Origin of the sequence: Arthrobacter sp. MA-N2 (genome assembly GCF_000517125.1) — a bacterium.
Lineage (GTDB): Bacteria > Actinomycetota > Actinomycetes > Actinomycetales > Micrococcaceae > Arthrobacter > Arthrobacter methylotrophus.
This window is the reverse complement of record NZ_KI912156.1, coordinates 241410-262182: the sequence shown is the minus strand read 5'-3', so window position 1 is coordinate 262182 and position 20773 is coordinate 241410. Positions and strand designations below refer to the sequence as shown.

The 20773-nt window shown below is 63.9% G+C and carries 22 protein-coding genes; 14 read left to right on the top strand and 8 right to left on the bottom strand.

From position 1 onward, the window contains the following. Window positions 1–193: 193 nt before the first annotated feature. Together A3M3_RS0119440 and A3M3_RS0119435 are read left to right on the top strand one after the other, a co-directional pair. Entirely contained in the window at window positions 194–502 is a 309-nt protein-coding gene (locus A3M3_RS0119440; RefSeq protein ID WP_028267744.1) for a hypothetical protein, read from the top strand. Further along, entirely contained in the window at window positions 502–1923 is a 1422-nt protein-coding gene (locus A3M3_RS0119435) for a hypothetical protein (RefSeq protein ID WP_035743378.1), read from the top strand. The genes A3M3_RS0119440 and A3M3_RS0119435 overlap by 1 nt, the downstream gene beginning before the upstream one ends. A 26-nt stretch (window positions 1924–1949) precedes the next feature. Here the strand turns inward: A3M3_RS0119435 and A3M3_RS0119430 are convergent, their stop codons facing one another. Beyond that, window positions 1950–2378: a phage holin family protein gene (locus tag A3M3_RS0119430; protein WP_028267742.1), complete on the bottom strand. Its 429-nt coding sequence runs from the start codon at window positions 2376–2378 to the stop codon at window positions 1950–1952. A gap of 74 nt (window positions 2379–2452) precedes the next feature. Between A3M3_RS0119430 and A3M3_RS0119425 the strand changes: the two genes are divergently transcribed. The 5 genes from A3M3_RS0119425 (at window position 2453) to A3M3_RS0119405 (ending at window position 8176) form a co-directional block, all read left to right on the top strand. Then, complete coding sequence (locus A3M3_RS0119425) at window positions 2453–3571, top strand: histidinol-phosphate transaminase (RefSeq protein WP_028267741.1); 1119 nt, start codon at window positions 2453–2455, stop codon at window positions 3569–3571. Window positions 3572–3715: 144 nt separating this feature from the next. Then, window positions 3716–4924, top strand: coding sequence for a pyruvate dehydrogenase (acetyl-transferring) E1 component subunit alpha (gene pdhA / locus A3M3_RS0119420; protein ID WP_028267740.1), 1209 nt, complete (start codon window positions 3716–3718; stop codon window positions 4922–4924). Further along, window positions 4924–5904, top strand: a complete 981-nt coding sequence (locus A3M3_RS0119415) for an alpha-ketoacid dehydrogenase subunit beta (RefSeq protein ID WP_028267739.1) — start codon at window positions 4924–4926, stop codon at window positions 5902–5904. Before pdhA ends, A3M3_RS0119415 begins: the two co-directional genes overlap by 1 nt. Window positions 5905–5961: 57 nt before the next feature. Continuing rightward, window positions 5962–7539, top strand: a complete 1578-nt coding sequence (locus A3M3_RS0119410; protein WP_028267738.1) for a dihydrolipoamide acetyltransferase family protein — start codon at window positions 5962–5964, stop codon at window positions 7537–7539. Then, the gene (locus A3M3_RS0119405) at window positions 7532–8176 is read left to right on the top strand and encodes a phosphatase PAP2 family protein (protein WP_442853124.1); all 645 of its coding nucleotides are present in this window, start codon (window positions 7532–7534) and stop codon (window positions 8174–8176) included. Before A3M3_RS0119410 ends, A3M3_RS0119405 begins: the two co-directional genes overlap by 8 nt. Here the strand turns inward: A3M3_RS0119405 and A3M3_RS0119400 are convergent. The 3 genes from A3M3_RS0119400 to A3M3_RS0119390 form a co-directional block, all read right to left on the bottom strand. Further along, window positions 8173–8511 carry a hypothetical protein gene (locus tag A3M3_RS0119400; protein ID WP_028267736.1) on the bottom strand — a complete coding sequence of 113 codons (339 nt, stop codon included), beginning with the start codon at window positions 8509–8511 and terminating at the stop codon, window positions 8173–8175. The genes A3M3_RS0119405 and A3M3_RS0119400 overlap by 4 nt on opposite strands. 140 nt (window positions 8512–8651) lie before the next feature. Further along, on the bottom strand, window positions 8652–9080 hold the full coding sequence (locus A3M3_RS0119395; RefSeq protein WP_028267735.1) for a universal stress protein: 429 nt from the start codon (window positions 9078–9080) through the stop codon (window positions 8652–8654). Next, window positions 9077–10384, bottom strand: coding sequence for an aminotransferase-like domain-containing protein (locus A3M3_RS0119390; protein ID WP_028267734.1), 1308 nt, complete (start codon window positions 10382–10384; stop codon window positions 9077–9079). Before A3M3_RS0119390 ends, A3M3_RS0119395 begins: the two co-directional genes overlap by 4 nt. 113 nt (window positions 10385–10497) lie before the next feature. On the opposite strand from A3M3_RS0119390, the gene A3M3_RS0119385 reads away from it, so the two are divergent. Next, window positions 10498–11325: an isocitrate lyase/PEP mutase family protein gene (locus tag A3M3_RS0119385; RefSeq protein ID WP_028267733.1), complete on the top strand. Its 828-nt coding sequence runs from the start codon at window positions 10498–10500 to the stop codon at window positions 11323–11325. Here A3M3_RS0119385 and A3M3_RS27675 read toward each other — a convergent pair. Next, window positions 11314–12027 carry a GerMN domain-containing protein gene (locus A3M3_RS27675; RefSeq protein ID WP_028267732.1) on the bottom strand — a complete coding sequence of 238 codons (714 nt, stop codon included), beginning with the start codon at window positions 12025–12027 and terminating at the stop codon, window positions 11314–11316. The two genes, A3M3_RS0119385 and A3M3_RS27675, sit on opposite strands and share 12 nt — an antisense overlap. Window positions 12028–12312: 285 nt before the next feature. After that, a complete protein-coding gene (locus tag A3M3_RS0119375) occupies window positions 12313–12879 on the bottom strand; it encodes an NAD(P)H-dependent oxidoreductase (RefSeq protein WP_028267731.1) in 567 nt (188 codons plus the stop codon). Between the two features lie 125 nt (window positions 12880–13004). Here A3M3_RS0119375 and A3M3_RS0119370 point away from each other — a divergent pair, with 125 nt between their 5' ends. The 5 genes from A3M3_RS0119370 (at window position 13005) to A3M3_RS25980 (ending at window position 17026) form a co-directional block, all read left to right on the top strand. Next, window positions 13005–13610 carry a TetR/AcrR family transcriptional regulator gene (locus A3M3_RS0119370; protein ID WP_028267730.1) on the top strand — a complete coding sequence of 202 codons (606 nt, stop codon included), beginning with the start codon at window positions 13005–13007 and terminating at the stop codon, window positions 13608–13610. Window positions 13611–13658: 48 nt separating this feature from the next. Beyond that, window positions 13659–14705: a Gfo/Idh/MocA family protein gene (locus A3M3_RS0119365; RefSeq protein WP_028267729.1), complete on the top strand. Its 1047-nt coding sequence runs from the start codon at window positions 13659–13661 to the stop codon at window positions 14703–14705. 227 nt (window positions 14706–14932) lie between these two features. Further along, window positions 14933–15622, top strand: coding sequence for a hypothetical protein (locus A3M3_RS28225; RefSeq protein WP_028267728.1), 690 nt, complete (start codon window positions 14933–14935; stop codon window positions 15620–15622). Window positions 15623–15755: 133 nt separating this feature from the next. Then, window positions 15756–16307 (top strand): RNA polymerase sigma factor, encoded by a 552-nt coding sequence (locus A3M3_RS0119355; RefSeq protein WP_028267727.1) that lies wholly within the window; start codon window positions 15756–15758, stop codon window positions 16305–16307. Beyond that, window positions 16304–17026: a hypothetical protein gene (locus tag A3M3_RS25980; RefSeq protein WP_035743376.1), complete on the top strand. Its 723-nt coding sequence runs from the start codon at window positions 16304–16306 to the stop codon at window positions 17024–17026. Before A3M3_RS0119355 ends, A3M3_RS25980 begins: the two co-directional genes overlap by 4 nt. A gap of 78 nt (window positions 17027–17104) precedes the next feature. Here A3M3_RS25980 and ald read toward each other — a convergent pair whose 3' ends face one another. After that, window positions 17105–18223, bottom strand: a complete 1119-nt coding sequence (gene ald / locus A3M3_RS0119345) for an alanine dehydrogenase (protein WP_028267726.1) — start codon at window positions 18221–18223, stop codon at window positions 17105–17107. Window positions 18224–18441: 218 nt separating this feature from the next. Between ald and A3M3_RS0119340 the strand changes: the two genes are divergently transcribed. Further along, a complete protein-coding gene (locus A3M3_RS0119340; RefSeq protein ID WP_028267725.1) occupies window positions 18442–19656 on the top strand; it encodes a PucR family transcriptional regulator in 1215 nt (404 codons plus the stop codon). A 143-nt stretch (window positions 19657–19799) separates the two neighbouring features. Here A3M3_RS0119340 and A3M3_RS27660 read toward each other — a convergent pair whose 3' ends face one another. Continuing rightward, window positions 19800–20771: a hypothetical protein gene (locus A3M3_RS27660; protein WP_081736950.1), complete on the bottom strand. Its 972-nt coding sequence runs from the start codon at window positions 20769–20771 to the stop codon at window positions 19800–19802. Window positions 20772–20773 lie beyond the last annotated feature (2 nt).

The window sequence follows — 20773 nt, the reverse complement described above, 5'->3', positions numbered from 1 at the left end:
CCCAATTCTTTCATGAACTAGGCCCGCGCCATTAAGCCGCGTTTCTCTATGTGCATAACACCAGCACTTTCCCTTCACAGCCGCGTTATCGACAGTTTTGTCCACATAACCCGGCACGGCGGTTCCGCGCCTTGGAGGCTCGACGTAGCGTCGGTGCCAGCAACAACTATCGAGCCTGGAGGGGAGCAACGTCATGAGCGTTACATTGATGCCGGTCGGTGGACCGGATTTGGATTCCGAAGTGTGTACTTCACGCGCAGGGGAAGTGCAGCAGCTCGGATGGCGGATGACCGTCTGTGCAGACCAAGTTGATGCCGTGCTTGCCAAGCTGGCGCAGCTACAACTGAATCAATGGGAGTCCCCGGCCGGCCGTGCCTACCGGACCACCATTGCGTTGCAGGCCGCTTCCCTCCGAAGGGGGCGTGATGCTTTAAGCGAGGCCGCTGCAGCAACGCTTCGGCATGCCGCGAAACTGACATCGAACACCTCGTCCGGCTTCTGATGTCCGAGATCGCTCCCGTGGATGGCGGTACGGCACCCCACCCCCAACCTCCGGGGCCGGACGGGACCCTGCGCATCCGCGGCGGCGTCGGCGGAATCAACTTCCAGTTTGAAGAGTTGCTTGCTGGCGCGGCCGCACTGGACGAACTTGTACTCCAATTGCAGGCTGTTGAGAGGGAGGCTGAGGCGGTGCGAACTGCCCTATTCCCTTACCAGGCTTCCTCCTACGGGAGCGGAAGCAACGCCATTATTGCCGTCGGGGAAAGTGGCAGGGACATTGGGCGGGTCCGTGAACAGCTTCAGCGGATCGGCAGCGACGTCAGGGCGAGCCACAGGGAATATGAGTTTGCGGAATCGCATCTGGCTATCAGGCTGCGAATGGGTATGGGACTGCCGGTCCTCAGCGACGGTCCGAATCGCTTGGATCTTGGCGCGCGGGGCGCCACTGAAGGAATTGTCCAGGATCTGCCCCGGATCTTGGCATCGATGATGGGGCTACCGCCGGTAGCCGCCAACCTCGTAGGAGCCATCGTTGGACCAACCGACGTCGGCGCCGTTGTCAGGACGATCGCCGCAATTCCGGCGTTTGACTTCCTCAAGCCCCGCCCCATTACGGTCAGCGGTGGCGAGACCATCAGCAAGAGCGTGGACCTGTCGGCGGCAGGAATGTTGGAGGAACTGAGGCACGTATCGGCCGGTTCGGAGGGTGAAATTGCGGTCGTGCAGGTGGACAAGAACGGAGAACGGGCCTGGGTGGTATTGATTCCGGGTACCCAGCTTGGCAACCCTCCAGGGGGGAGCAATCCCTGGGACCAGGCCGGTATTGCCGACGCACTGGGCTACAGCTCGAAGGAAACCAGCAAAGCCATCCGGCAGGCGTTGCTCGAGGCGGGTGCGGTGGCGAGCGAGACGGTGGTGGCCGTGGGCCACAGTCAGGGCGGGATCCATGCCATGAACCTGAGCCAAGACAAGGCGTTCCTTGCCGAGTACAACCTCAAGTTCGTCGTAACGGCTGGATCACCTGTCGGGGGAATCACGCCGCAGGCGGGGATCGGAAGCTTGCACTTGGAGCACGAACACGATGTAGTCCCGGGCGCTGACGGCAAGGTGAACCCGGATACCAAGGACAGGGTCACTGTCACCATGACCAACCCGGTGGACCCGGCGCCGGGTGAAAACCTGCCCATCGGCCCAGCACACAAGCTTTCCGGTTATGAGGAAGGGGCAAAACTGGTGCAGCTCAGTTCTGATCCTTCGCTCGCGGCATCCACAGCCGCTCTGGGCGGGTTGCTAGGCGTTGGGGGAATGGCCAAGATAAGCAGATTCAAGCTGAGCCGTGACGCTCCTCAGCCGCCGGCCACCCCGTCGAGAACAAAGCCAGCCGTTCCCTCAGACATCCGTTCAGGATCGGGAGCGCGGTGAGGCACGACGGTGAGACTCAGAGCCTTTTACCGCCTGTTGGCACCTGGAATCCAGCTTGCCACCATGGAGATCAGGCTGATGATGATCGCCGCGAGAACCGCGGTCCAGAAAAAGCTGTCGATGGTGAGGTGTACCGGTGTGTAGCTGCTCAACCAGGCTGTGAGGGAGAGCATGGCCGCGTTGATGACAATCGTGAACAGGCCGAGCGTGAGGACCGTGATCGGGAGGGAAAGCAAACTGACCAGAGGCCGGACCAACGCATTGACGATGCCGAAAATCAGGCCTATGAAAAGGTACGCAAGAACCAAGCCCAAGGTGTCGCCGCCTTGGGTGACCCCCGCTTTGTTGACTGCATTGGTGGTCGCCGAGGTGGAAATATCCATCCCGGGCAGAATCCAGCTGGCAACCCAGAGGGCCAGGCCGTTGATCAGGACACGCACAATGAATGAACCCATGCGCCCATGCTTTCACATGCGCAGTCGGGGCGGCTCGCCCGCATGGCTCGAAGCCCTGCAAGTAGGCTTATGTCATGAATTCTTCTGACAACGCACCGGTGGGGGTGCGTCCCCGCCCGGTGGTGGACAGGCTCCCTAAATATGCTGCAGGCAAGCCGCCTGCAGCGATAGAAGGCCTGACCAGCTACAAACTGTCGTCCAACGAAAACCCGTTGCCGCCCATTCCCGCTGTACTTCAGGCAATTGCCGATCAGTCGGATATCAACCGATACCCGGACCCCTTGTCCACCAAGTTGCGCACGGCCCTCGCTGGCTTCCTGGAAATCCCCGCTGACGACGTCGTCACCGGAGCCGGAAGCCTCGGTGCGCTGAACCAGATCCTTTCAACGTTTGCGGGACAGAATCACGACGGCAAGGCCGATGAGGTCATCTACGCCTGGCGCTCGTTCGAGGCCTATCCCATCAGCGTGGGGCTTGTCGGGGCTGAGAGTGTGCAGATCCCGCTACTTTCCGACGGACGGCACGATCTTGAAGCCATGGCGGCTGCTGTCACCGTCCGTACCAAGGTGATTTTGCTCTGCACGCCTAACAACCCCACAGGCCCTATCCTCACCGCGGAGGAAACCGAAAGGTTCATCCAATCCGTACCGACGGGCGTCGTTGTTGTTATCGACGAGGCCTACCAGGAGTTTGTCAGGGACGAGAATGCCGTGGACGGCATCAAGCTGTATCGCAAGTATCCCAACGTCGTTGTTCTCCGTACGTTCTCCAAGGCACACGGCCTCGCAGGGCTCCGCGTTGGATACAGCGTTTCAGGTCCGGACCTCACCCAGCATCTGCGCGTGGCCGCCACGCCGTTTGCGGTTTCCCAAATCGCCGAACGCGCCGCCATCACCTCGCTGGAGAATTTCGACCAGGTTGTTGAAAGGGTACAAAGCCTGGTTGACGAGCGGGACCGGGTGACAGCAGGGCTCCGGGAGTTGGGATGGTTCGTTCCTGAGGCCCAAGGCAACTTCGTGTGGCTGAACCTGGGAGAGAACAGTGCCGAATTTGCTGGATTAGCAGCCGAACGGGCGTTGTCCGTGCGGGCCTTCGGAAACGAAGGCGTCCGGGTCAGCATAGGAGAGGTTGAAGCCAACACTCGATTCCTCGAGCTCTGTGCTTCCTATACAAAAGCGCCGCAGGCTTCCTAGCGGTTAACAAATGCCCCTGCGTCCCTTACTGCGGATAAAGTAAGGGACGAAAGCCAAGATATGCCGATTCGGGAATGCATTCCCGAATCGGCATATATCAGCGAATATTGCTCAGCGTCGGGCTGCAGCAGGCAAGGAGACGGAATGGGCGCAACTCAATTGCCCACGCCCGGGACCAACGGCGCGGTGGTGGATCAGCAGTTTCCCTCGGAGGGCGTCTCGAACGATCCCGCAGCCGAGATGATCCAGCTGCTGGGGCCGGACGGCAGGTTAGGAACCGATCCTGTCTTCTCGGACTACGCCAAGCGCCTTGAACCTGGGCAGCTGCGGGGTTTCTACGCCGACATGGCCAAAGTACGCCGTTTCGATCAGGAGGCCACGGCCCTCCAGCGCCAAGGCGAGCTTGCTCTTTGGGTTCCCCTGACCGGACAAGAGGCCGCCCAGATCGGTTCCGGACGTGCCACCCAACGGCAGGACTACATCTTTCCCACGTACCGGGAACACGGCGTTGCGTTGACCCGGGATGTGGATCTGGCCGAACTCTTGAAGCTGTTCCGCGGAATTTCGAATGGCGGCTGGGACCCCACCGAGAATAACTTCCATCTCTACACCCTGGTCCTGGCGGCCCAGACGCTCCATTCCGTTGGCTACGCGATGGGAATCCAGCGGGATCAGAAGCTCGCGGAAGCCGGCGGTTCCAACGAACCGAAGGCTGCTGTTGTTGCCTATTTCGGCGACGGCGCCAGCTCCGAAGGAGATGTCCACGAATCCATGGTCTTCGCAGCGTCTTACAACGCTCCCGTGGTGTTCTTCTGCCAGAACAATCACTGGGCCATCTCAGTCCCCACCGAGGTCCAGACCAAGGTTCCCCTGTTCAACCGGGCCAAGGGATACGGCTTCCCGGGAATCCGGGTGGATGGAAACGATGTCATCGCAGTCCACGCAGTCACTGAATGGGCGCTCGAACACGCACGGGAGGGCCGCGGGCCTGTGCTCATTGAGGCATACACCTACCGCGTCGGTGCCCACACCACGGCGGACGATCCCACCAAGTACCGCGACTCGGCGGAAGAGGTCGCCTGGCGGGGCAAGGATCCGTTGGATCGCTTGGAGAAATACCTCCGAAACGAAGGCTTGGCCGACGACGCTTTCTTCGAGGAAGTCAGGGTTGACGGGGACAAACTCGCAGCCCACGTCCGTAGCACCACCCAAAGCCTGAAGGGCCCGAACATCCGCGAGTCGTTTGCCGGTGTCTACGCCGAGCCGCACCCGTTGGTGGCCGAGGAACTTGCTTGGTTCGAAGAATACTCCGCCGGATTCGAAGGCGACGATCAAGAGGGGGCCGGCAACTGATGACCACCATGACCATCGCCAAGGCCATCAACGAGGGCCTGCGTGCTTCCCTTACCAACAACCCGAAATCCCTGCTCATGGGAGAAGACATCGGGCCGCTGGGCGGCGTCTACCGTGTGACTGATGGCCTCATCAAGGAGTTCGGGGCAGACCGGGTCGTGGATACCCCTCTGGCGGAGTCCGGCATCGTCGGCACCGCGATAGGGTTGGCCCTTCGCGGCTACCGGCCCATCTGCGAAATCCAGTTCGACGGCTTTGTCTTCCCCGGATTCAACCAGATCACCACCCAGCTGGCCAAGATGCATTCGCGCAGCGCGGGCAAGCTGACTGTTCCCGTGGTCATCCGGATTCCTTATGGTGGCGGTATCGGCTCGATAGAACATCACTCAGAATCACCGGAAGCCCTGTTTGCCCATACTGCGGGCCTGCGCATCATCACGCCCTCCAATGCCCACGACGCCTACTGGATGATCCAGCAAGCCGTTGAGTGCACTGACCCGGTCATCTTCTTCGAACCCAAGCGCCGATACTGGCTCAAGGGCGAGGTGGACACCGAAAATGCCGGACCGGCGTCGGACCCGTTCCAGGCGCACATCCTTCGCGAAGGTTCCGACGCCACGATCGTGGCGTACGGTCCGCTGGTTCCGGTCGCACTGGCTGCCGCAGCTGCGGCACAAGAGGACGGATACAGCGTCGAGGTGATCGACCTTCGTTCGATTTCCCCCATCGACTTCGACACGGTCACGGCATCCGCCAAGAAGACCGGCCGCTTGATCGTTGCGCACGAGGCGCCGACGTTCGGTGGGATCGGCGGCGAGATCGCTGCGCGGATCAGCGAGCGTGCGTTCCTGCATCTTGAGGCTCCGGTGATCCGCGTGGGCGGTTTCCACATGCCGTATCCCGTGGCGAAGGTGGAAGAGGACTACTTGCCGGACATCGACAAGATCCTCGAAGCCTTGGACCGTTCCCTGGCGTACTAGCCGCCCCTGATTGCACCCGCCGCCCTGCGGACGGGTCAGCCGAGATCGAGGACCTAAGTGACTGTTAAGAAATTCAACCTGCCGGACGTCGGCGAAGGCCTGACTGAGGCGGAAATTGTCTCCTGGAAGGTCAAGCCCGGCGACACTGTGGCGATCAACGACGTCATTTGTGAGATCGAGACCGCCAAGTCCCTTGTGGAATTACCGTCCCCGTATGCCGGGACGGTAGCTGAATTGCTCGTCGCCGAGGGAATCACGGTCGAAGTGGGAACCGCGATTATCGGCATTTCGGACCTTGCCGCGGGAGAGACAGAGCCAACCCTGACGCCCGCAGCGCCCACGGCCGCACCCGCCGTTACGCAACAAGTTACGCAGCCGGCCGCAGAACAGCTCGCCGAGACCTTGATGTACGGCAACTTGCCCGACGACGCCGTACCGGCCGACGCTGGGCCTGCCGCCAGCCCGCTGGTCGGTTCCGGTCCCAAGGCCGACGCCGTCAAGCGCCGCCCGCGTAAGCGCCCGGAAGGTGCCGGTGAGGCCGCCGCCTCCGTCCTGCCAGCGCAGGCTCCCGCCGCGGCGACGGCGCCCGCCGTCGTTGAGCCCGTGGTCGAACCCACCGCTTCGGCCCTTCCGCTGCGCACCATCGCCGAACAACAGCCTCCCGCGGCAAACCAGGGAGCGGAAAACCAGGCGGCGGGCTTCACCGGACTTGGTGCAACGGTCAGCGGCCTCGTCTACCGGGTGTTGGCCAAGCCTCCCGTGCGCAAGATTGCCCGGGATCTTGGCATTGACCTCGCCGACGTCGTTCCTACGGGAGCCCGCGGCGAAGTGACGCGTGAGGACCTGGTCAGTTACCAGGCGCAGCGCGATGCCGAGGTGGACCAGGCAGACAGCTTCTGGGGTGCGTCCAAGAAACCGCAGGACCAGCGCGTGGAACGGATCCCCGTCAAGGGCGTCCGCAAGGCCACCGCGAAGGCCATGGTGGAATCGGCCTTCACGGCGCCGCATGTGAGTATCTTCGTCGACGTCGATGCCAGCCGCACCATGGAATTCGTGAAGCGGCTCAAGGCCTCCAGGGACTTCGAGGGCATCAAGGTGTCGCCGTTGCTGATCCTCTCCAAAGCCGTCATCTGGGCGGCGGCCCGCAACCCGAGCGTCAACGCGACTTGGGTGGAGAACGCCGACGGCAAGGGCGGTGCGGAGATCCACGTCAAGCACTTCATGAACCTGGGGATTGCTGCGGCCACGCCGCGCGGACTCATGGTGCCCAACATCAAGGATGCGCAGGACCTTTCCCTCAAGGAACTGGCCCTCGCGCTCAACGAACTGGCCAGCACGGCGCGGGCGGGCAAGACGCAGCCTTCGGCAATGCAGGGTGGTTCGCTGACCATCACCAACGTCGGGGCGCTCGGTATTGACACGGGAACGCCCATCATCAATCCAGGTGAGGTCGCGATCGTCGCGTTCGGTACCATCAAGCAAAAGCCTTGGGTGCTCGACGGCGAAGTCATCCCGCGGTGGATTACCACGCTTGGCGGCTCGTTCGACCACCGCGTGGTGGACGGGGACCTCTCCGCCCGCTTCATGGCGGACGTAGCATCCATTCTCGAAGAGCCGGCGCTGCTGCTTGACTGAGCAGGGCGGTGTGCGGGGACGGCAGTACACCGCCGGGCCCGCCTCCGCGGTGCCGCACCGTGCTGCCCGGATCCTGACGGAAGTCTTCCAACCGCCCGTGGTGGTGTCCGTCTTGCTGCTTGTCAGCCCTGCGGTGGAACCGGGCTTCCCGGGGACGATGTGGTTCGGGGCCCTCGGGGCGTTCTTTGTCTGCGTACTGCCGCTGGCCTATGTCCTGGTCATGGTGAGGCTCGGCAGACTGAGCGACCATCACGTCAGCGACCGCAGGGAGCGGGCACCTCTGCTGATGCTGGCGCTCGTCTCCGTGGGTTTGGGGCTGTTGCTCCTGAACGCCATCCACGCTCCGGCGAGCGTTTCAGTGATGATCCTTGCGTTGATCGGCGGTATCACGGTGTTGGCTGCGGTCAGCATTGTGTGGAAGATCAGCGGTCATGCCTCGGCGATCTCCGCGGCCGCAGTCATCGCGGCTCTCATATTTGGACCTGCGTGGCTGCCGTTGCTGCTTCTGGTCCCGGCGGTCGGTTGGTCGCGGGTAGTGCTGCGGGACCACACGCTCGGCCAGGTCATCGCAGGCTCGTTGTTCGGCGGTGGGGTCATCGCAGGACTCTGGTGGGGCCTGCGGAGTTGGCTGGTCTAGTAGGCCGTGTAGCTGAGCGCAAGATCGCGCAGTTGCTGAGCGCCCATGCCGCCGATCATTCCAAACGACAGCAGCATGGCCAGGGTTCCAACGGCCAACATGGCGGAACTGACCGCAAGCAACAATTTCCAGTCGGAACGCATGACGCTTCGGAAAGTCTCCGGCATCTGGAGCAGTGGGGTAATCATGTTCGGTGCGCTGTCCACTGAGCCATCGTCGAGCAATGCCACGATGCGGTCATTGGCCCGGTCGAAGCGCATGGAGCTGATGTGGTTGCCGTGGCGGGCAAGCAAAATGTCATGTCCGACGCGCTGGCGTGGCTGCAGAGTAAGCAAAAGGGATCCCCTACGGGTTGTTGTGGTGGGCGGCTCACGCCCTTGGGGGCCACCACAATTCTACCGGCAGCGTCCTAGGCGCTCGGCTAAAATCGGGGTGAGGCCGCCCACCACAACACGTGATCCCCGTCAAGCGCGGCTTATGGTTCGTCTGTCTTCGCGATGTAGACGTCGCACGGCGCCTTATGGGCGACCGTATTGGCAACGCTGCCCAGGACCCGTCCCAATCCGTGCATCCGGCGGTTGCCGACGACGATCACTTTGGCGCCCACACGTTCGGCTTCTTTGACCAGTGCGTCTCCGGCCTTGCCAAAGACAGCTCCGTAGCTGGTGGTCAATTGATCTGAGGCGAGTTCCGCGGCTAATGTGCGGGCTACCTTTTCGGCGGCGTCGGCGTCGGAGAGAATCCACTTGTCGCCCCCGCTTTCGACGATCTCTACGTGGTCCCCTTCAAAAGCGGTGATCACGCGCAATTCCGCACCCAATGCGGTCGCCAAATTCTTTGCGGAATCGGCGGCGCGCCTAGCTGTTTCGCTCCCGTCGACTCCGACGATGACTATTCCGGTCATATCTCTGCTCCTTTGCTGATGACATCGATGGCTTCTTGCAAAACCGGCGCCAGTCGTCGGACGCCTTCGGCGATGGACTCCGGTGGCACTGCGCTGAAGGCCAGTCTCAGTTTGTTGGACGGCTCGTCCGAGTGCGTGAACGCCGCGCCGGGGATGAACACGACCCCGGCCTCGATCGCCTTCTTGAGTAGTGGGTAGGTATCCACGCCATCTGGCAAGGTGACCCAGACGAAGAAGCCGCCCTCGGGCTTGGTCCAGCTGAGGCCGGGAGGCATGTGTTCTGCCAGGGCCACCAGCAGGGCGTTGCAGCGTTCCTCGTACAAGGCCCGGTAGGTGTCAATCTGCGCGCGCCAGTCGTAGTCCCGGAGATATGCCGAGATGATCATCTGATTCAGAGTGGGAGGGCACAGGGTCACTGCCTCCGATGCGAGGTAGAAACGGCGCTGCAGGTGTTCGGGAACGAGGGCCCAGCCGATCCGTAGTCCCGGGGCGAAGATCTTGGAGAATGATCCCATGTAGATGACGTCATGTGCGTTGGCCCCCCGCATTGGTGCCAGCGGCTTGCCGTCGAAACGCAAGAGCCCGTACGGGTTGTCCTCGAGTACCAAGATATTCGCATTGCTGCATATATCGACGATGCGCTGACGCCTGGCCGGGGCGAGCGTTATGCCGGACGGGTTGTTGAAGTTCGGGATCGTGTAGAGGAACTTGATGTTCTTGCCCTCGGCTTGAAGCTCCGCGATCTTGGCCTCGAGCAGCTCCGGTACCAGTCCGTCGTCGTCCATGTCCACGGTCTCGACCTGCACCTGGTAGGCCTCGAAGGTGTTGAGCGCGCCTACATAAGTGGGGTTTTCCACGAGGACGACGTCGCCCGGATTGCAAAAGACCTTGGTGGCCACGTCCTGGGCCGATTGGGAGCCTGCGGTGATCACGACGTTCTCCGGACGGGCGTCCGTAATGCCTTCGGCCGCCATGATTTCGCAGATTTGGGTACGCAGTTCCTCGGTGCCTTGCCCGCCCCCGTACTGCAGCGCCGTCATGCCGTCATCGGTGATGATGCGAGCGGCGGTCTGGCCGAGTTTCTCAAGGGGCAGGGATTGCAGGTAGGGGTTTCCGCCGGCGAGGGACACGAGCCCCGGACGCATTGAGATGTCGAAGACATCACGAACGGCTGACTGCTTGATATTGGCGGCGCGCTCCGAGAAAAGTCCCTCGTGGCGGTGGGCGGCGGTTGCTGCCCGCTCAATTGCGTCGATTGCTTCAGCGGGCAACTCCGGCCCGGCATCCAATGTTTCGTGGGTCACATTGACAGGATACTCCCCGAAGTTGCCAGTTGGGCAACGAATGTTTCATTAGAAGGTTTAGGTTCCCGCGCGCTGCGCTTTACCTTGGGACCGCGGAAGGCTGGAATAGAGCCATGACGACGCATCCTGAACTCGAATCCAAGGTACGCCGCTTCCACGAGCTCCATGCTGCGCAGCAAGCGCCCTTGGTATTGGTGAATGCATGGGATGTTGCATCGGCTCGGATGGTGGAGGAAGCAGGCGCAACGGCGGTGGCCACCTCCAGCTCGGCCGTCTCCTGGAGCCTGGGGTTCCAGGACGGAGACCACCTTCCGCGGCAACTTGCGATGGAAGCACTCTCGCGTATAGCGAAGGCCACTCGCTTGCCCGTGACTGCAGACATCGAGACGGGCTACGGGCGTACTGACGAAGAGCTCCAAGCCACGGTCCGGGCGGTGCTGGATGCGGGCGCCGTCGGAATCAATATCGAGGACTCAGCGGACGAGCCGCTGAGCGATATCGCCGAACAGTCCAGCCGCATTGCCCTGATCAGGCAAGTTGCCGACGACGCCGGCGTCGGGCTTTTCATCAATGCGCGTACGGACACTTACTGGTCGGGAAAGTTTCCGGACACTGCCTATGAAGAAACGCTGCGACGTGCCGATGCCTATCAGCAGGCCGGGGCGGACGGAATATTCGTGCCGGGATTGGTGGATCTCCATGTTCTCCACGAACTTTCCCGCCGGATCCCCGCGCCACTCAATGCGCTGGCAGGCTTGGGCTCGCCCTCGCCGGGTGAATTGCACGACGCCGGCGTGCGGCGCATCAGCATCGGCGGCAGCACTGCGAGGGCCGCGTACGCGACGGTCTCCAAGTTGGCGTTGGAAGTTCTTGGCGACGGAAACTGGTCCGGTTTGGCCGGTACCCGGAGCTATGCCGAGATGGATGCGTTATTCGGGTGAGTGGCCACCTGGGCGCAAACTCAAGGCGTCCGCCAGGGTGTTCCCGTCAATGTAGATAGCGGCCTGGGATGCTCCCGTAGCAGCCACTGCGGTCTGCGCCAGCTGCGTTTCGATCCGCGTTTGCTCGCACAAGCCTCCGGGGCGAAGTGACCCGCTCAAGTTCACGACGGCGGTAGTGCCGTCGAGGTAGCCCGAAACGTAGCGCAGCGCGGAGCCCGCGAGCGCGTTGTACCAGCCTGCCCGGGCCGCGGTGTCGTCGGGTGCAAGCAGCTGCCCCATCGCCACGGCCAGCGGGTCGCTGCCCGGAGGTGCAGTGATGTGAACAGGTACGAGGCTATCGTCGCAGCCGAACCGTACGCCGCGGCTCCCGCCGTCGCCGATTGCCACGAAATACACGATGGTCCCGGTCGATGCGCCGGTGATCGGGAGGGCTGCAGGTGCTTGCGGGTTTGCCGTGGTTGGCGGCAATGGTGCGGGTGGCGGGTTGAAATACGGGGGAGGTGCCGGGCGGGGCATCGGAACGGGCCCGGCTACCGGCTCCAGCGTCGCTTGGGCGGAGTCCGGCGAAGCCGGCCGCGCGGTGGGCGGAGCGGCCGGGGGCGCGCCGGCCGGGGAACCGCAGCCAGCCAGGCAGAGCGTGAGGGATAGGCACAGTTCGGCGATCGCCGTCGTCGTTCTTTCCGCGCCGCGCCTGACCCGCATGACAGCCTCCGCTCCTGCCCTGATCGCGTTTGGTGCCCTGTAAATCAACGTTACGGCCGGCCGTCCAGGTGGGGGCTGCTCCGCCCATGACGGTTCGGCCTCAGCTCAGTCACGGAACGGTTGCGGAGGGGCTAATCCCGCCCCTTTGATCGTCCGCTCCGCTGGGGCCAGGCCGTCATGTGTCGCCAAAAATGCCCCTGCCCACGCCTCAGTGGCGGGACAAGGGCATTCCTCGCGCGCGGCCGGCACGCTTGGCGCCCAACCGGGGCGCGTGAACCGTGGGAACTAGGCTGCTGCTTCGTCTTCCTGGACGGCGGTCAGGGGCTCGAAGATGCCCTTGATCTGCTCAACAACTTCGGCGTCGTCCTTGGGGTGCAGTTCGGCGAAGCGGATCATGGAACCCGGAACGGCGAGCTTGACGTCTTCAAGGACCTTGGCGCCGGCGATGCCTGCGGCCTTGCGGGCTTCGTCTTGTGCCCAGACTCCACCGAACTGACCAAAGGCGGTTCCGACGACGGCGGTCGGCTTGCCTGCGAGGGCGCCGGCGCCGTAGGGGCGGGACAGCCAGTCGATGGCGTTCTTGAGGGAAGCGGTCAGGGTGCCGTTGTGTTCGGGCGTGACAAACAGGAGGGTGTCAGCTTCGGATGCGGCTGCGCGCAATGCCGCGGCCTCGGCGGGAACCTGGCCTTCGACGTCGATGTCTTCGTTGTAGAACGGGATGTTGCCGAGGGAATCATGGATCTGGACGTCCACGTTCTCCGGGGCGTTGAGCTGGATGGCTTCGGCGAGCTTGCGGTTGTGGGAATCGGCGCGGAGGCTGCCAACAAGGGCGAGAACGGTGTTCTTGGACATAGGAACTCCTTGGGGTCTGGCCGCGGACGGTGCCGCAGGCGCTCGGTTTCTGAGGCATTTTCTGCCTTCACTAGAGCTAAACGGACTACGGTCCGGTTAATATTCCCGAGGCTAGAATGTTTCTTGTGAGCCTCATCCCCATCCGGCCCGAGTTTCCTTCGGGGGCCCCGCCGGAGCGTAGCGACGCCGCGCGCAACCGCGAACGGCTCCTCCAAGCTGCCAGGGAACTGGTGGCAGAGCACGGTGTGGACGCCGTCACCATGGACATGCTCGCTTGCCGTGCCGACGTCGGGAAGGGCACGGTCTTCCGTCGCTTTGGCAGCAGGGCGGGACTTATGACTACCCTCCTGAGCGATTCCGAGGAGGACTTCCAACGCCAGTTCATCTTCGGTCCGCCGCCGCTCGGTCCGGGAGCACCTCCACTTGAGCGGCTCATTGCCTTCGGCGAGGCCCGCATCAAATACGTCGAAGAGTACGGTGAGCTGGCCCGTGCCGCGGCTGAGCATTCCCCGCAAAACCGGCACGACGCCCCGCCAGTGGTCTTGTGGCACCGGCACATCGAGATGCTGCTGCGGGAAGCCGGCCTCAGCCGGGATCCGTGGCTGCTGGCCCATTCACTCGGCGCCACCCTGGACCCCGAGCGCATGCTCCATTCCCTCCGGGAGCACGGCATCACGCCGGAACGCTTGGCCGCCTCATGGCGCGAGCTCGTCACCCGATTGTTGCGGTGACACTGACACGACCTTCGCCAGGCTCCCTCGGCCCGATAGCGTAGCGGCATGACCCACACAGCCATCCGCACCGCCGTCGTCGGCTACGGCCTTTCGGGCAGCGTCTTTCATGCTCCGTTCATCGCCGCCCACCCCGCGTATTCCCTTGCCGTCATCGCCACCTCGGACGCGGGCCGCAGAGCCAAAGCGCAGGAGCGGTATCCTGGCACGAAGATCGTGGACGGTGCGGATGACGTCCTGGCGCTCGCCGATGAACTGGATCTCGTGGTCCTTGGCACGCCGCCCGCGACCCACCACCCGCTCGCGAAGGCCGCGCTGGAAGCCGGGCTCGACGTCGTCGTGGACAAGCCGTTCGCCGTGACCAGCGCGCAGGGGCAGGAGCTGGTTGAACTGGCCGGGCGGCTGGGACGGGTGCTCACGGTCTACCAAAACCGCCGCTGGGACGGCGATGCGCTGACTGTGAAGAAACTCCTCGACTCCGGAACCCTGGGCGAGGTCATGCGTTGCGAAGCCTCCATGGAGCGGTGGGCGCCTGCCATCAGCAAAGCGTGGAAGGCAAGCGCCACGGTCGACGACGGCGGCGGACTGCTTTTCGACCTTGGCACCCATTTGCTGGACTTGTCCCTGCAGATGTTCGGCCCCGCCGAGGTTACTTATGCCGAAATCCTGGCGCGACGGCCCCAAGAGAAGGCTGATGACGACGTTTTCCTTGTCCTGAAGCACGTTTCCGGCCTGATCAGCCACGTGGCGATGAACGTCAACAGCCGGCTTCACGCTCCACGGTTTCGCATCCTGGGCAGCAAGGGCGGCTTCGTCAAGTACGGAATCGATCCGCAGGAGCCGTTCATCGTGGCGGGCGGACTCCCGACGGACGACGGCTACGGCGTCGACGATCCACAGCACTACGGCACCCTGGAAATCGACGGCGTCCGGACCACCGTTCCCACGGAGCGCGGCGCCTACCAGGAGTTCTACCGGATCCTGGCGGAGAAGATCGCCGACGGCGGCGCCACCTCTGCTTTGCCGCTCCCGGTGGATCCGGCCGGGCCAGTCGAGGTACTCAAGCTGATCGAGCAGGCCAGAGCCCTCGCCTAGACCCGCGCGAACTGGCAGCAGGTGACCCCAAACCGCTTGGGAAAGGTCAACTGCTGCCAGTTCGCGCGAAGAGGACGCGAAGAGGAGGGGGAAAATTTCTTGGATCAGGCGTAACCTCGCCGGGACCGCCAGCGATGTAAGGGGAGTGCGGGCCACGTCCGCGCTGATCGTCCGGTAGCAACGAAGCCGCCGCCGGAATAGTCCCAAAACGTTTGTCGGAGGGTTTCATGTCCTTGTTCACTGTCCTTGCCACCAGCAAAATCGCCGCCAGCGTCCTTGCCGCCGGAGCTGTAGCGGTTGGCGGAACCGGCGTCGCAGCCTTCAACGGAGCGCTTCCCGGCGATCTGCAGAAGAGCGCCCATGACCTCGTCGGAGCTCCTGCGCCGATCGCCTCCAACGCAGCAGACGCCTCCAAGACTGCAGAGTCCAAGGCCGCAGACGCCTCCAAGACTGCGACTTCCAAAGCCACTGAAGCCGCTGCCGACGCCACGGCGAAGGCCACTGACGCCGCGGACGATGCGAAGTCTCAGGCCACCGCAGCCGCCACCTCGGCCAAAGCCACCGCTCCTGAAGCATTCGGCCTTTGCACCGCCCTGCTCAACGGTGGCCTGAAAGCTGACACCAAGGTTCCCGGCTACTCCTCCCTGGTTGTCGCCGCCGGCGGCGAAGCCAACGTCAAGGCACACTGCGCAACCGTGGTCACCGAGGGCAAGGCTGCCGGGCTGAAGGCCGATGGTTCTGCTTCCGCCAAGGCCGACGCCGACGGAACCGCGGCACTGCCGGCCACCCCCGCCGTGCCGGCCGTTCCCGCAGGGCCGTCCACCCCGGCTGTACCGGCTGTACCGGCGGTTCCCGCAGTGCCGTCGCAGGTTCCCACCACGCCCGTGCACGTGCCGGCCGATTCTGTCCGCCCGTAACACCGCGGCTACGCTTGAACGGCGGGGCTCCTTGGCTTTTGACAGGGAGCCCCGCAACGCAACAGACGGCAGCAGTGGTCTTTTCCCAGGCCAAGGAAGATGACCGTGCTGCGTGGGAATGGAGGGGTCGCGGGTGCTTGACCCTTTGGCTGACGAATATTTGCAGGCGGACGAGGATGAACCTGCCCTGCTCTTCACAGCTGCCTACAACAACTTTTCCGGACAGGTCCTTGGATACCTGCGCGCCCGCGGCGTAGACGATCCGGAAGCAGTCACGCAAGACGTGTTCCTGGCCCTCTATCCCAAACTGGATTCCCTCCGCGGAGGCCTCCAGGGGGCCAAGACCCTACTCTTCTCGATCGCGCATGCCCGGATGGTGGATCATTACCGCAAGCGCGAGCGGACTCCGGATTCCGCGCCCTACGAACCAGATCTGGACTCGCGGAGTGCGCCTTCGGCGGAGGACCAGGCATTCGGACATGGGGACGGACTGGGCGTGACCGAGTTACTCGCCGACCTCAGCACCGACTACCGCGAGGTCCTGGCACTAAGGGTCGTGGCGGACCTCTCGGTAGAAGAAACAGCGGACATCATGGGCAAGTCCCAAGGAGCCGTGAAGCAGTTGCAGCGCAGGGCATTGAGTGCACTCAGAGAACGTGCACTACTAAGGAACGGCACACCATGAGCGAAAAATCCGCATCCTGTGGCGAGCAGGGCATCGACCGCTTGCTTGCTGATGCCGGACTCGACGAAGCGTACGAGATCCGGGCCGAGCTGCTGGAACTACGCGCCCTCGCGGGCGCGCGGCCGGAGCCGTCGGCCGCCGTGCAAGCCCTGATGGTGCCTGCACGCGTCGCGGCTGTCCCTTTCGCGGCTGCAGCGGTTGGCGCGGCCGCACCTGTTGACGAATTGGCGGCCCGTCGTCGTAGGAAGGGCCGCATGACCTTCGCTGCCGTTGCCGTGGCAGCGTCCCTGGCGGCCGGGGCCACGGCCGCCGCGGCGTCCGACGGCGGCATCCCGGGCACCATCGAGCATCTGGGCGCTGCAGTGGGGTCCGTCGTCAAACAGCTCACCCCCGGATCGGGCGGCAACGCTCCACGAGAGCAGGGGACACCTTCGGAACAGGGTCCCACGCCGAGCCGCGAGCCCAGCGTTCCCGTATCGCCCACTCCGGTGCCGAGCAGCCCGGACACTCCCGGCAGCAGCGCGCATCCCACGTCGCATTCGACTCCCGGGACCACAGCACCGGGTTCCCGGGCCGATCCACACAAAGGACTGCAAGACGTAGCGAAGGGCCGGCCTTCACCGGGGACGATTCCGACGCCCGCTCTCCCCAGCCCCGCGCTCCCATTGCCTCAGCCCGTTCCCTCGGTGATTCTCCCGGGCAACCCGGTCAAACCGTAACGGCGTAACCACTTAAACCACGACGGCGGGGTGCCGCTTCCCAAGGAAGCCGCACCCCGCCGTCGGGCTCGTTAAAAGCTATGCGGAGACCAGTTGGTGCCAGTCGGCCACGAGGGGCAAGCCGTGTGCTTCGGATACCGAGCGGTGTGTGACCTTGCCTGCGGCGATGTTGAGGCCGGCTGCGAGGGCGGGGTCGCGGTCGAACGCGGCCTTGACGCCGAGGTTGGCCAGGGCCACGGCGTAGCGCAGGGTGACGTTGGTCAGTGCGTAGGTGGAGGTGTTCGGAACGGCGCCGGGCATGTTGGCGACGCAGTAGAAGATGGTGTTGTGGACCTTGTAGGTGGGTTCCTGGTGGGTGGTGGGGTGGGTGTCCTCGAAGCAGCCGCCCTGGTCTACGGCGATGTCCACGAGCACGGAGCCGGGCTTCATGCGGGAGACCAGTTCGTTGGTGACCAGTTTGGGGGCCTTGGCGCCCGGGATCAGGACGGATCCGATGACGAGGTCCGCGTCGATGACGGACTTTTCGATTTCGTAGGCGTTGGAAGCGACCGTCTTCAGGCGGCCTTGGTAGAGGGCATCGAGTTCGCGCAGGCGGTTGATGTTGATGTCCATGATGGTGACGTCGGCGCCGAGGCCCAGGGCCATGGCGGCGGCGTTGGTTCCGGCGACGCCGGCGCCGAGGACAACGACTTTGGCGGGGCGGACACCCGGAACGCCGCCCAGCAGCACGCCTTTGCCACCGGCCGGAGCCATGAGGGAGGAGGCGCCGACGACGACCGACAGGCGGCCGGCGACCTCGGACATCGGTGCCAGGAGGGGAAGGGTGCGGCCGTCCTGGACGGTTTCGTAGGCGATGGCCGTGACGCCGGAGTTGATGAGTTCCTGGGTCAGTTCAGGTTCCGCCGCGAGGTGCAGGTAGGTGAAGAGGATCAGGCCCTTGCGGAAGCGGTGGTATTCGGCCTTGATGGGTTCCTTGACCTTCATGACCATGTCGGCGCGTGCCCAGACGTCGTCGGCTTCGGCTACGATTTCCGCGCCGGCAACCGCGTATTCCTCGTCTGTGATGCCGGAGCCCACGCCTGCGCCCCGCTCGACCAACACGGTGTGTCCGTGGGTGCGGAACTCGTGAACCCCCGCGGCGGTGATGGCAACGCGGAATTCGTTGTTCTTGATCTCTTTGGGGACACCGATAATCATTTTGGGCTCCATGTTCGAAGGCTTCAACGGCCTTTTTCTGCGGGGGGACTGTGTTTCCAGAATAAATCCGCTGTGAGGCAGGCGACACGAAAGGTGATAGCCGCCTTAGCGGACTTCCGCATGATTTCAAGGTTTTTGCCTTGGTAGACTCGACATTTGTCGATGCTGGAAGCGTCAGGTGTCGCCTGATGTTCGTCGAGCAAAGTAGTCTTTCCTCCATGCAGCAGGACGTGGAAAAGATCGTCGAGGATGTCGCGCTCAAGTTGGGCCGCGGCCTGTCCCTGGAAGATCTCGACGGCGTCCTCCTCGCCTACAGTTCCAACCAGTCCCACGCTGACCGGGTGCGCGTGAATTTCCTGCTGAGCAAGAGGGTCCCGTTGGACGTCAGTGCATGGCAGCTCTCGCACGGCATCGCCACGGCGGTGCGTCCCGTCGTCGTGCCTGCCAACGAAGAACTCGGCATGGTGGGGCGCGTCTGCGTCCCGCTGCTGGTCCGCGGTTTCCGCGTGGGATACCTGTGGGTCCAACAGGACCTTGACGAGCAAACGGCGACGGCGATCCTCGCCCAGCTGCCGGGCGTCCGGGATGAGTTGGACCTCCTTGCGGGGCTGCTGCTCGATTCAAACACTGCGGAGTCCGAGTTCCGGCGTCAGCGGGAGCACGACTTCCTGGCCGCATGCCACGGCGAATCCAACGCCGTGGCAGCAGTGGCCGGATGGAAGGAAATCCAAGGCAGGGGTCCGTGGCAACTGGTGACCGTGCTCGACGCGGAGAACAGCGGCGGGGTCACCGATCCCATCGCGGCCACCTTGACGCACCGTTCCGCCGCGCTACAGGCAACCATCGGCGTCGACTCCGTGCTTTTCAGCGCCGGCACGGAGACGCATGCGGTCTTGTTGTTCCGCGAAACCGCTGGCAGGGCCGAACACGCCCAGGTCCTGGTCCATTATCAGCTGGAGCTCGCCAAGCGGGCCGGCCGGAGGGTGGACCGGGTCATTTTGGGCATCAGCGAACCGTTCTCGGTCATCCGCCAACTAGGGCGGGCGTACCGCCAATCGAAGCTCGCGGCCCAGGCGGCCGCCGTCGATCCTCGACTCGGCGAACTCGTGGACAGCCGCGCGGCAGGAATCTACCAACTATTCGAGCGCTTGCAGGCGCCCGGCGGTTGGGACGATTCGAGCTCGTCCAACTTCCAGGCGATCGAGGATGCCGACCGCAACGGGGAGCTCTTGCCCGTGCTCGAACTGCTCTACGACGGCGACGGCTCGGTGCAGGAGGTGGCCGCGACGATGCATCTGCATCGAAGCAGTATCTACAACCGGCTGGCCCGGGTGCGGCAGCTCATTGGTGCTGATCCTCTGAACGGTGTGATTCGGCTTGAGTTGCACGCGGCGTTGAAGGCCCGGCGGTGGGCTGTGCGACCGCGGATCTGAGGTTGCGCCGGCTTAGTGCCTTAACAACCTCAACCGGAGGCCGCAGTGCCAACGGTCCGGACGGCGTTGAACCGCTGGCATCCAGGGGCGTGCGCAACACTGCCCGTGCCACTGGACTGAAGGTGTTTTGTGCGGTCCCATCCTCACTGCAGTGCCTGGCTCGCCGCGTCCAAAATTGCGCCCAGGTCCAGCCCTGACTGAGTGGGCTGCGGTGAACCCGTCGAGGCGCTGCGCTTTCCCGGTGGCCTCGAGTGATCTGGCGGCGTCGGAGAGGACGGGTCGCTCGGCGAGGGGGACGGAGAGGACGGGTCGCTCGGTTCCGGCGTCGGGGTTGGGGCCGGTGTGACCGTGACCGGTGGAACCTGGCCGGGGGCAGGAGCCGGCTGAGCGGGGGCGGGAACGGCTGGCGCGGGAGCAAGGATCGGGGGCACGGTTGACGGTATGACCGAAGGAACCTGAACCGAGAGTGACGGTGCCGGAACGCTGGAAGGTGCGACGGCGGCCGTGCCGCGCGGGGGTTGCGCCGGCTCCGCGGTTTGACCTGCTTTGGCGGTTGGCGTGGCTGCCGAAAGTGAAGCGGTTGCGGTGGGGGAGACGCTGGCCGCTGCGGAGGGGGGTCCGGACAGGGGGGACGCTTCGGTATTTGCTGTGGACACGTCTTGGGCCGGGGATTCGTGCCCGAAGAAGGGCAGCTCGAGGGCCTGGCTGACGGAAGCTGCCGCCAGCAAGATGCCCAGGGCTCCTGTCACCATAACCATCCGGTGGCTCATCGTCCGGACGGTTGCAGTCTTCTTGAGGACGGTATGCGGTTCCTGGCTGAACGACGAACCGGTGAAGGACGCCGGAGCATGGTTGGGACGCGAGGCCGTGGGCGCTTCCGCGGTGGCCTCGGTGGCGATCATCGTTATGGCTGCAGTCTCGCTGGTTTGAGCCGCTCGTTTCCGTTCGGCTGCTCGGGCGGCCGCGCGGGTGGTGGGTACCGCCGTCGAACGTGAAGGCTCAGATACTGGCGCCGGAATGAACGGGGCGCTGCCTTCGGCACGACGGCGTCCGCTTGGTTTTGTGCGCTCGCGCGCCACTTGGGCACGACGAGGCTGGTCCATGGTTGGGGACATGG

Bases quoted from the DNA above. Each gene is read 5' to 3' on its own strand.
- A3M3_RS0119440 (WP_028267744.1), top strand. From the start codon at position 194: ATGAGCGTTACATTGATGCCGGTCGGTGGACCGGATTTGGATTCCGAA.
- A3M3_RS0119435 (WP_035743378.1), top strand. From the start codon at position 502: ATGTCCGAGATCGCTCCCGTGGATGGCGGTACGGCACCCCACCCCCAA.
- A3M3_RS0119430 (WP_028267742.1), bottom strand. From the start codon at position 2,378: ATGGGTTCATTCATTGTGCGTGTCCTGATCAACGGCCTGGCCCTCTGG.
- A3M3_RS0119425 (WP_028267741.1), top strand. From the start codon at position 2,453: ATGAATTCTTCTGACAACGCACCGGTGGGGGTGCGTCCCCGCCCGGTG.
- pdhA (WP_028267740.1), top strand. From the start codon at position 3,716: ATGGGCGCAACTCAATTGCCCACGCCCGGGACCAACGGCGCGGTGGTG.
- A3M3_RS0119415 (WP_028267739.1), top strand. From the start codon at position 4,924: ATGACCACCATGACCATCGCCAAGGCCATCAACGAGGGCCTGCGTGCT.
- A3M3_RS0119395 (WP_028267735.1), bottom strand. From the start codon at position 9,080: ATGACCGGAATAGTCATCGTCGGAGTCGACGGGAGCGAAACAGCTAGG.
- A3M3_RS0119385 (WP_028267733.1), top strand. From the start codon at position 10,498: ATGACGACGCATCCTGAACTCGAATCCAAGGTACGCCGCTTCCACGAG.
- A3M3_RS27675 (WP_028267732.1), bottom strand. From the start codon at position 12,027: ATGCGGGTCAGGCGCGGCGCGGAAAGAACGACGACGGCGATCGCCGAA.
- A3M3_RS0119375 (WP_028267731.1), bottom strand. From the start codon at position 12,879: ATGTCCAAGAACACCGTTCTCGCCCTTGTTGGCAGCCTCCGCGCCGAT.
- A3M3_RS0119365 (WP_028267729.1), top strand. From the start codon at position 13,659: ATGACCCACACAGCCATCCGCACCGCCGTCGTCGGCTACGGCCTTTCG.
- A3M3_RS28225 (WP_028267728.1), top strand. From the start codon at position 14,933: ATGTCCTTGTTCACTGTCCTTGCCACCAGCAAAATCGCCGCCAGCGTC.
- A3M3_RS25980 (WP_035743376.1), top strand. From the start codon at position 16,304: ATGAGCGAAAAATCCGCATCCTGTGGCGAGCAGGGCATCGACCGCTTG.
- ald (WP_028267726.1), bottom strand. From the start codon at position 18,223: ATGATTATCGGTGTCCCCAAAGAGATCAAGAACAACGAATTCCGCGTT.
- A3M3_RS0119340 (WP_028267725.1), top strand. From the start codon at position 18,442: ATGCAGCAGGACGTGGAAAAGATCGTCGAGGATGTCGCGCTCAAGTTG.
- A3M3_RS27660 (WP_081736950.1), bottom strand. From the start codon at position 20,771: ATGTCCCCAACCATGGACCAGCCTCGTCGTGCCCAAGTGGCGCGCGAG.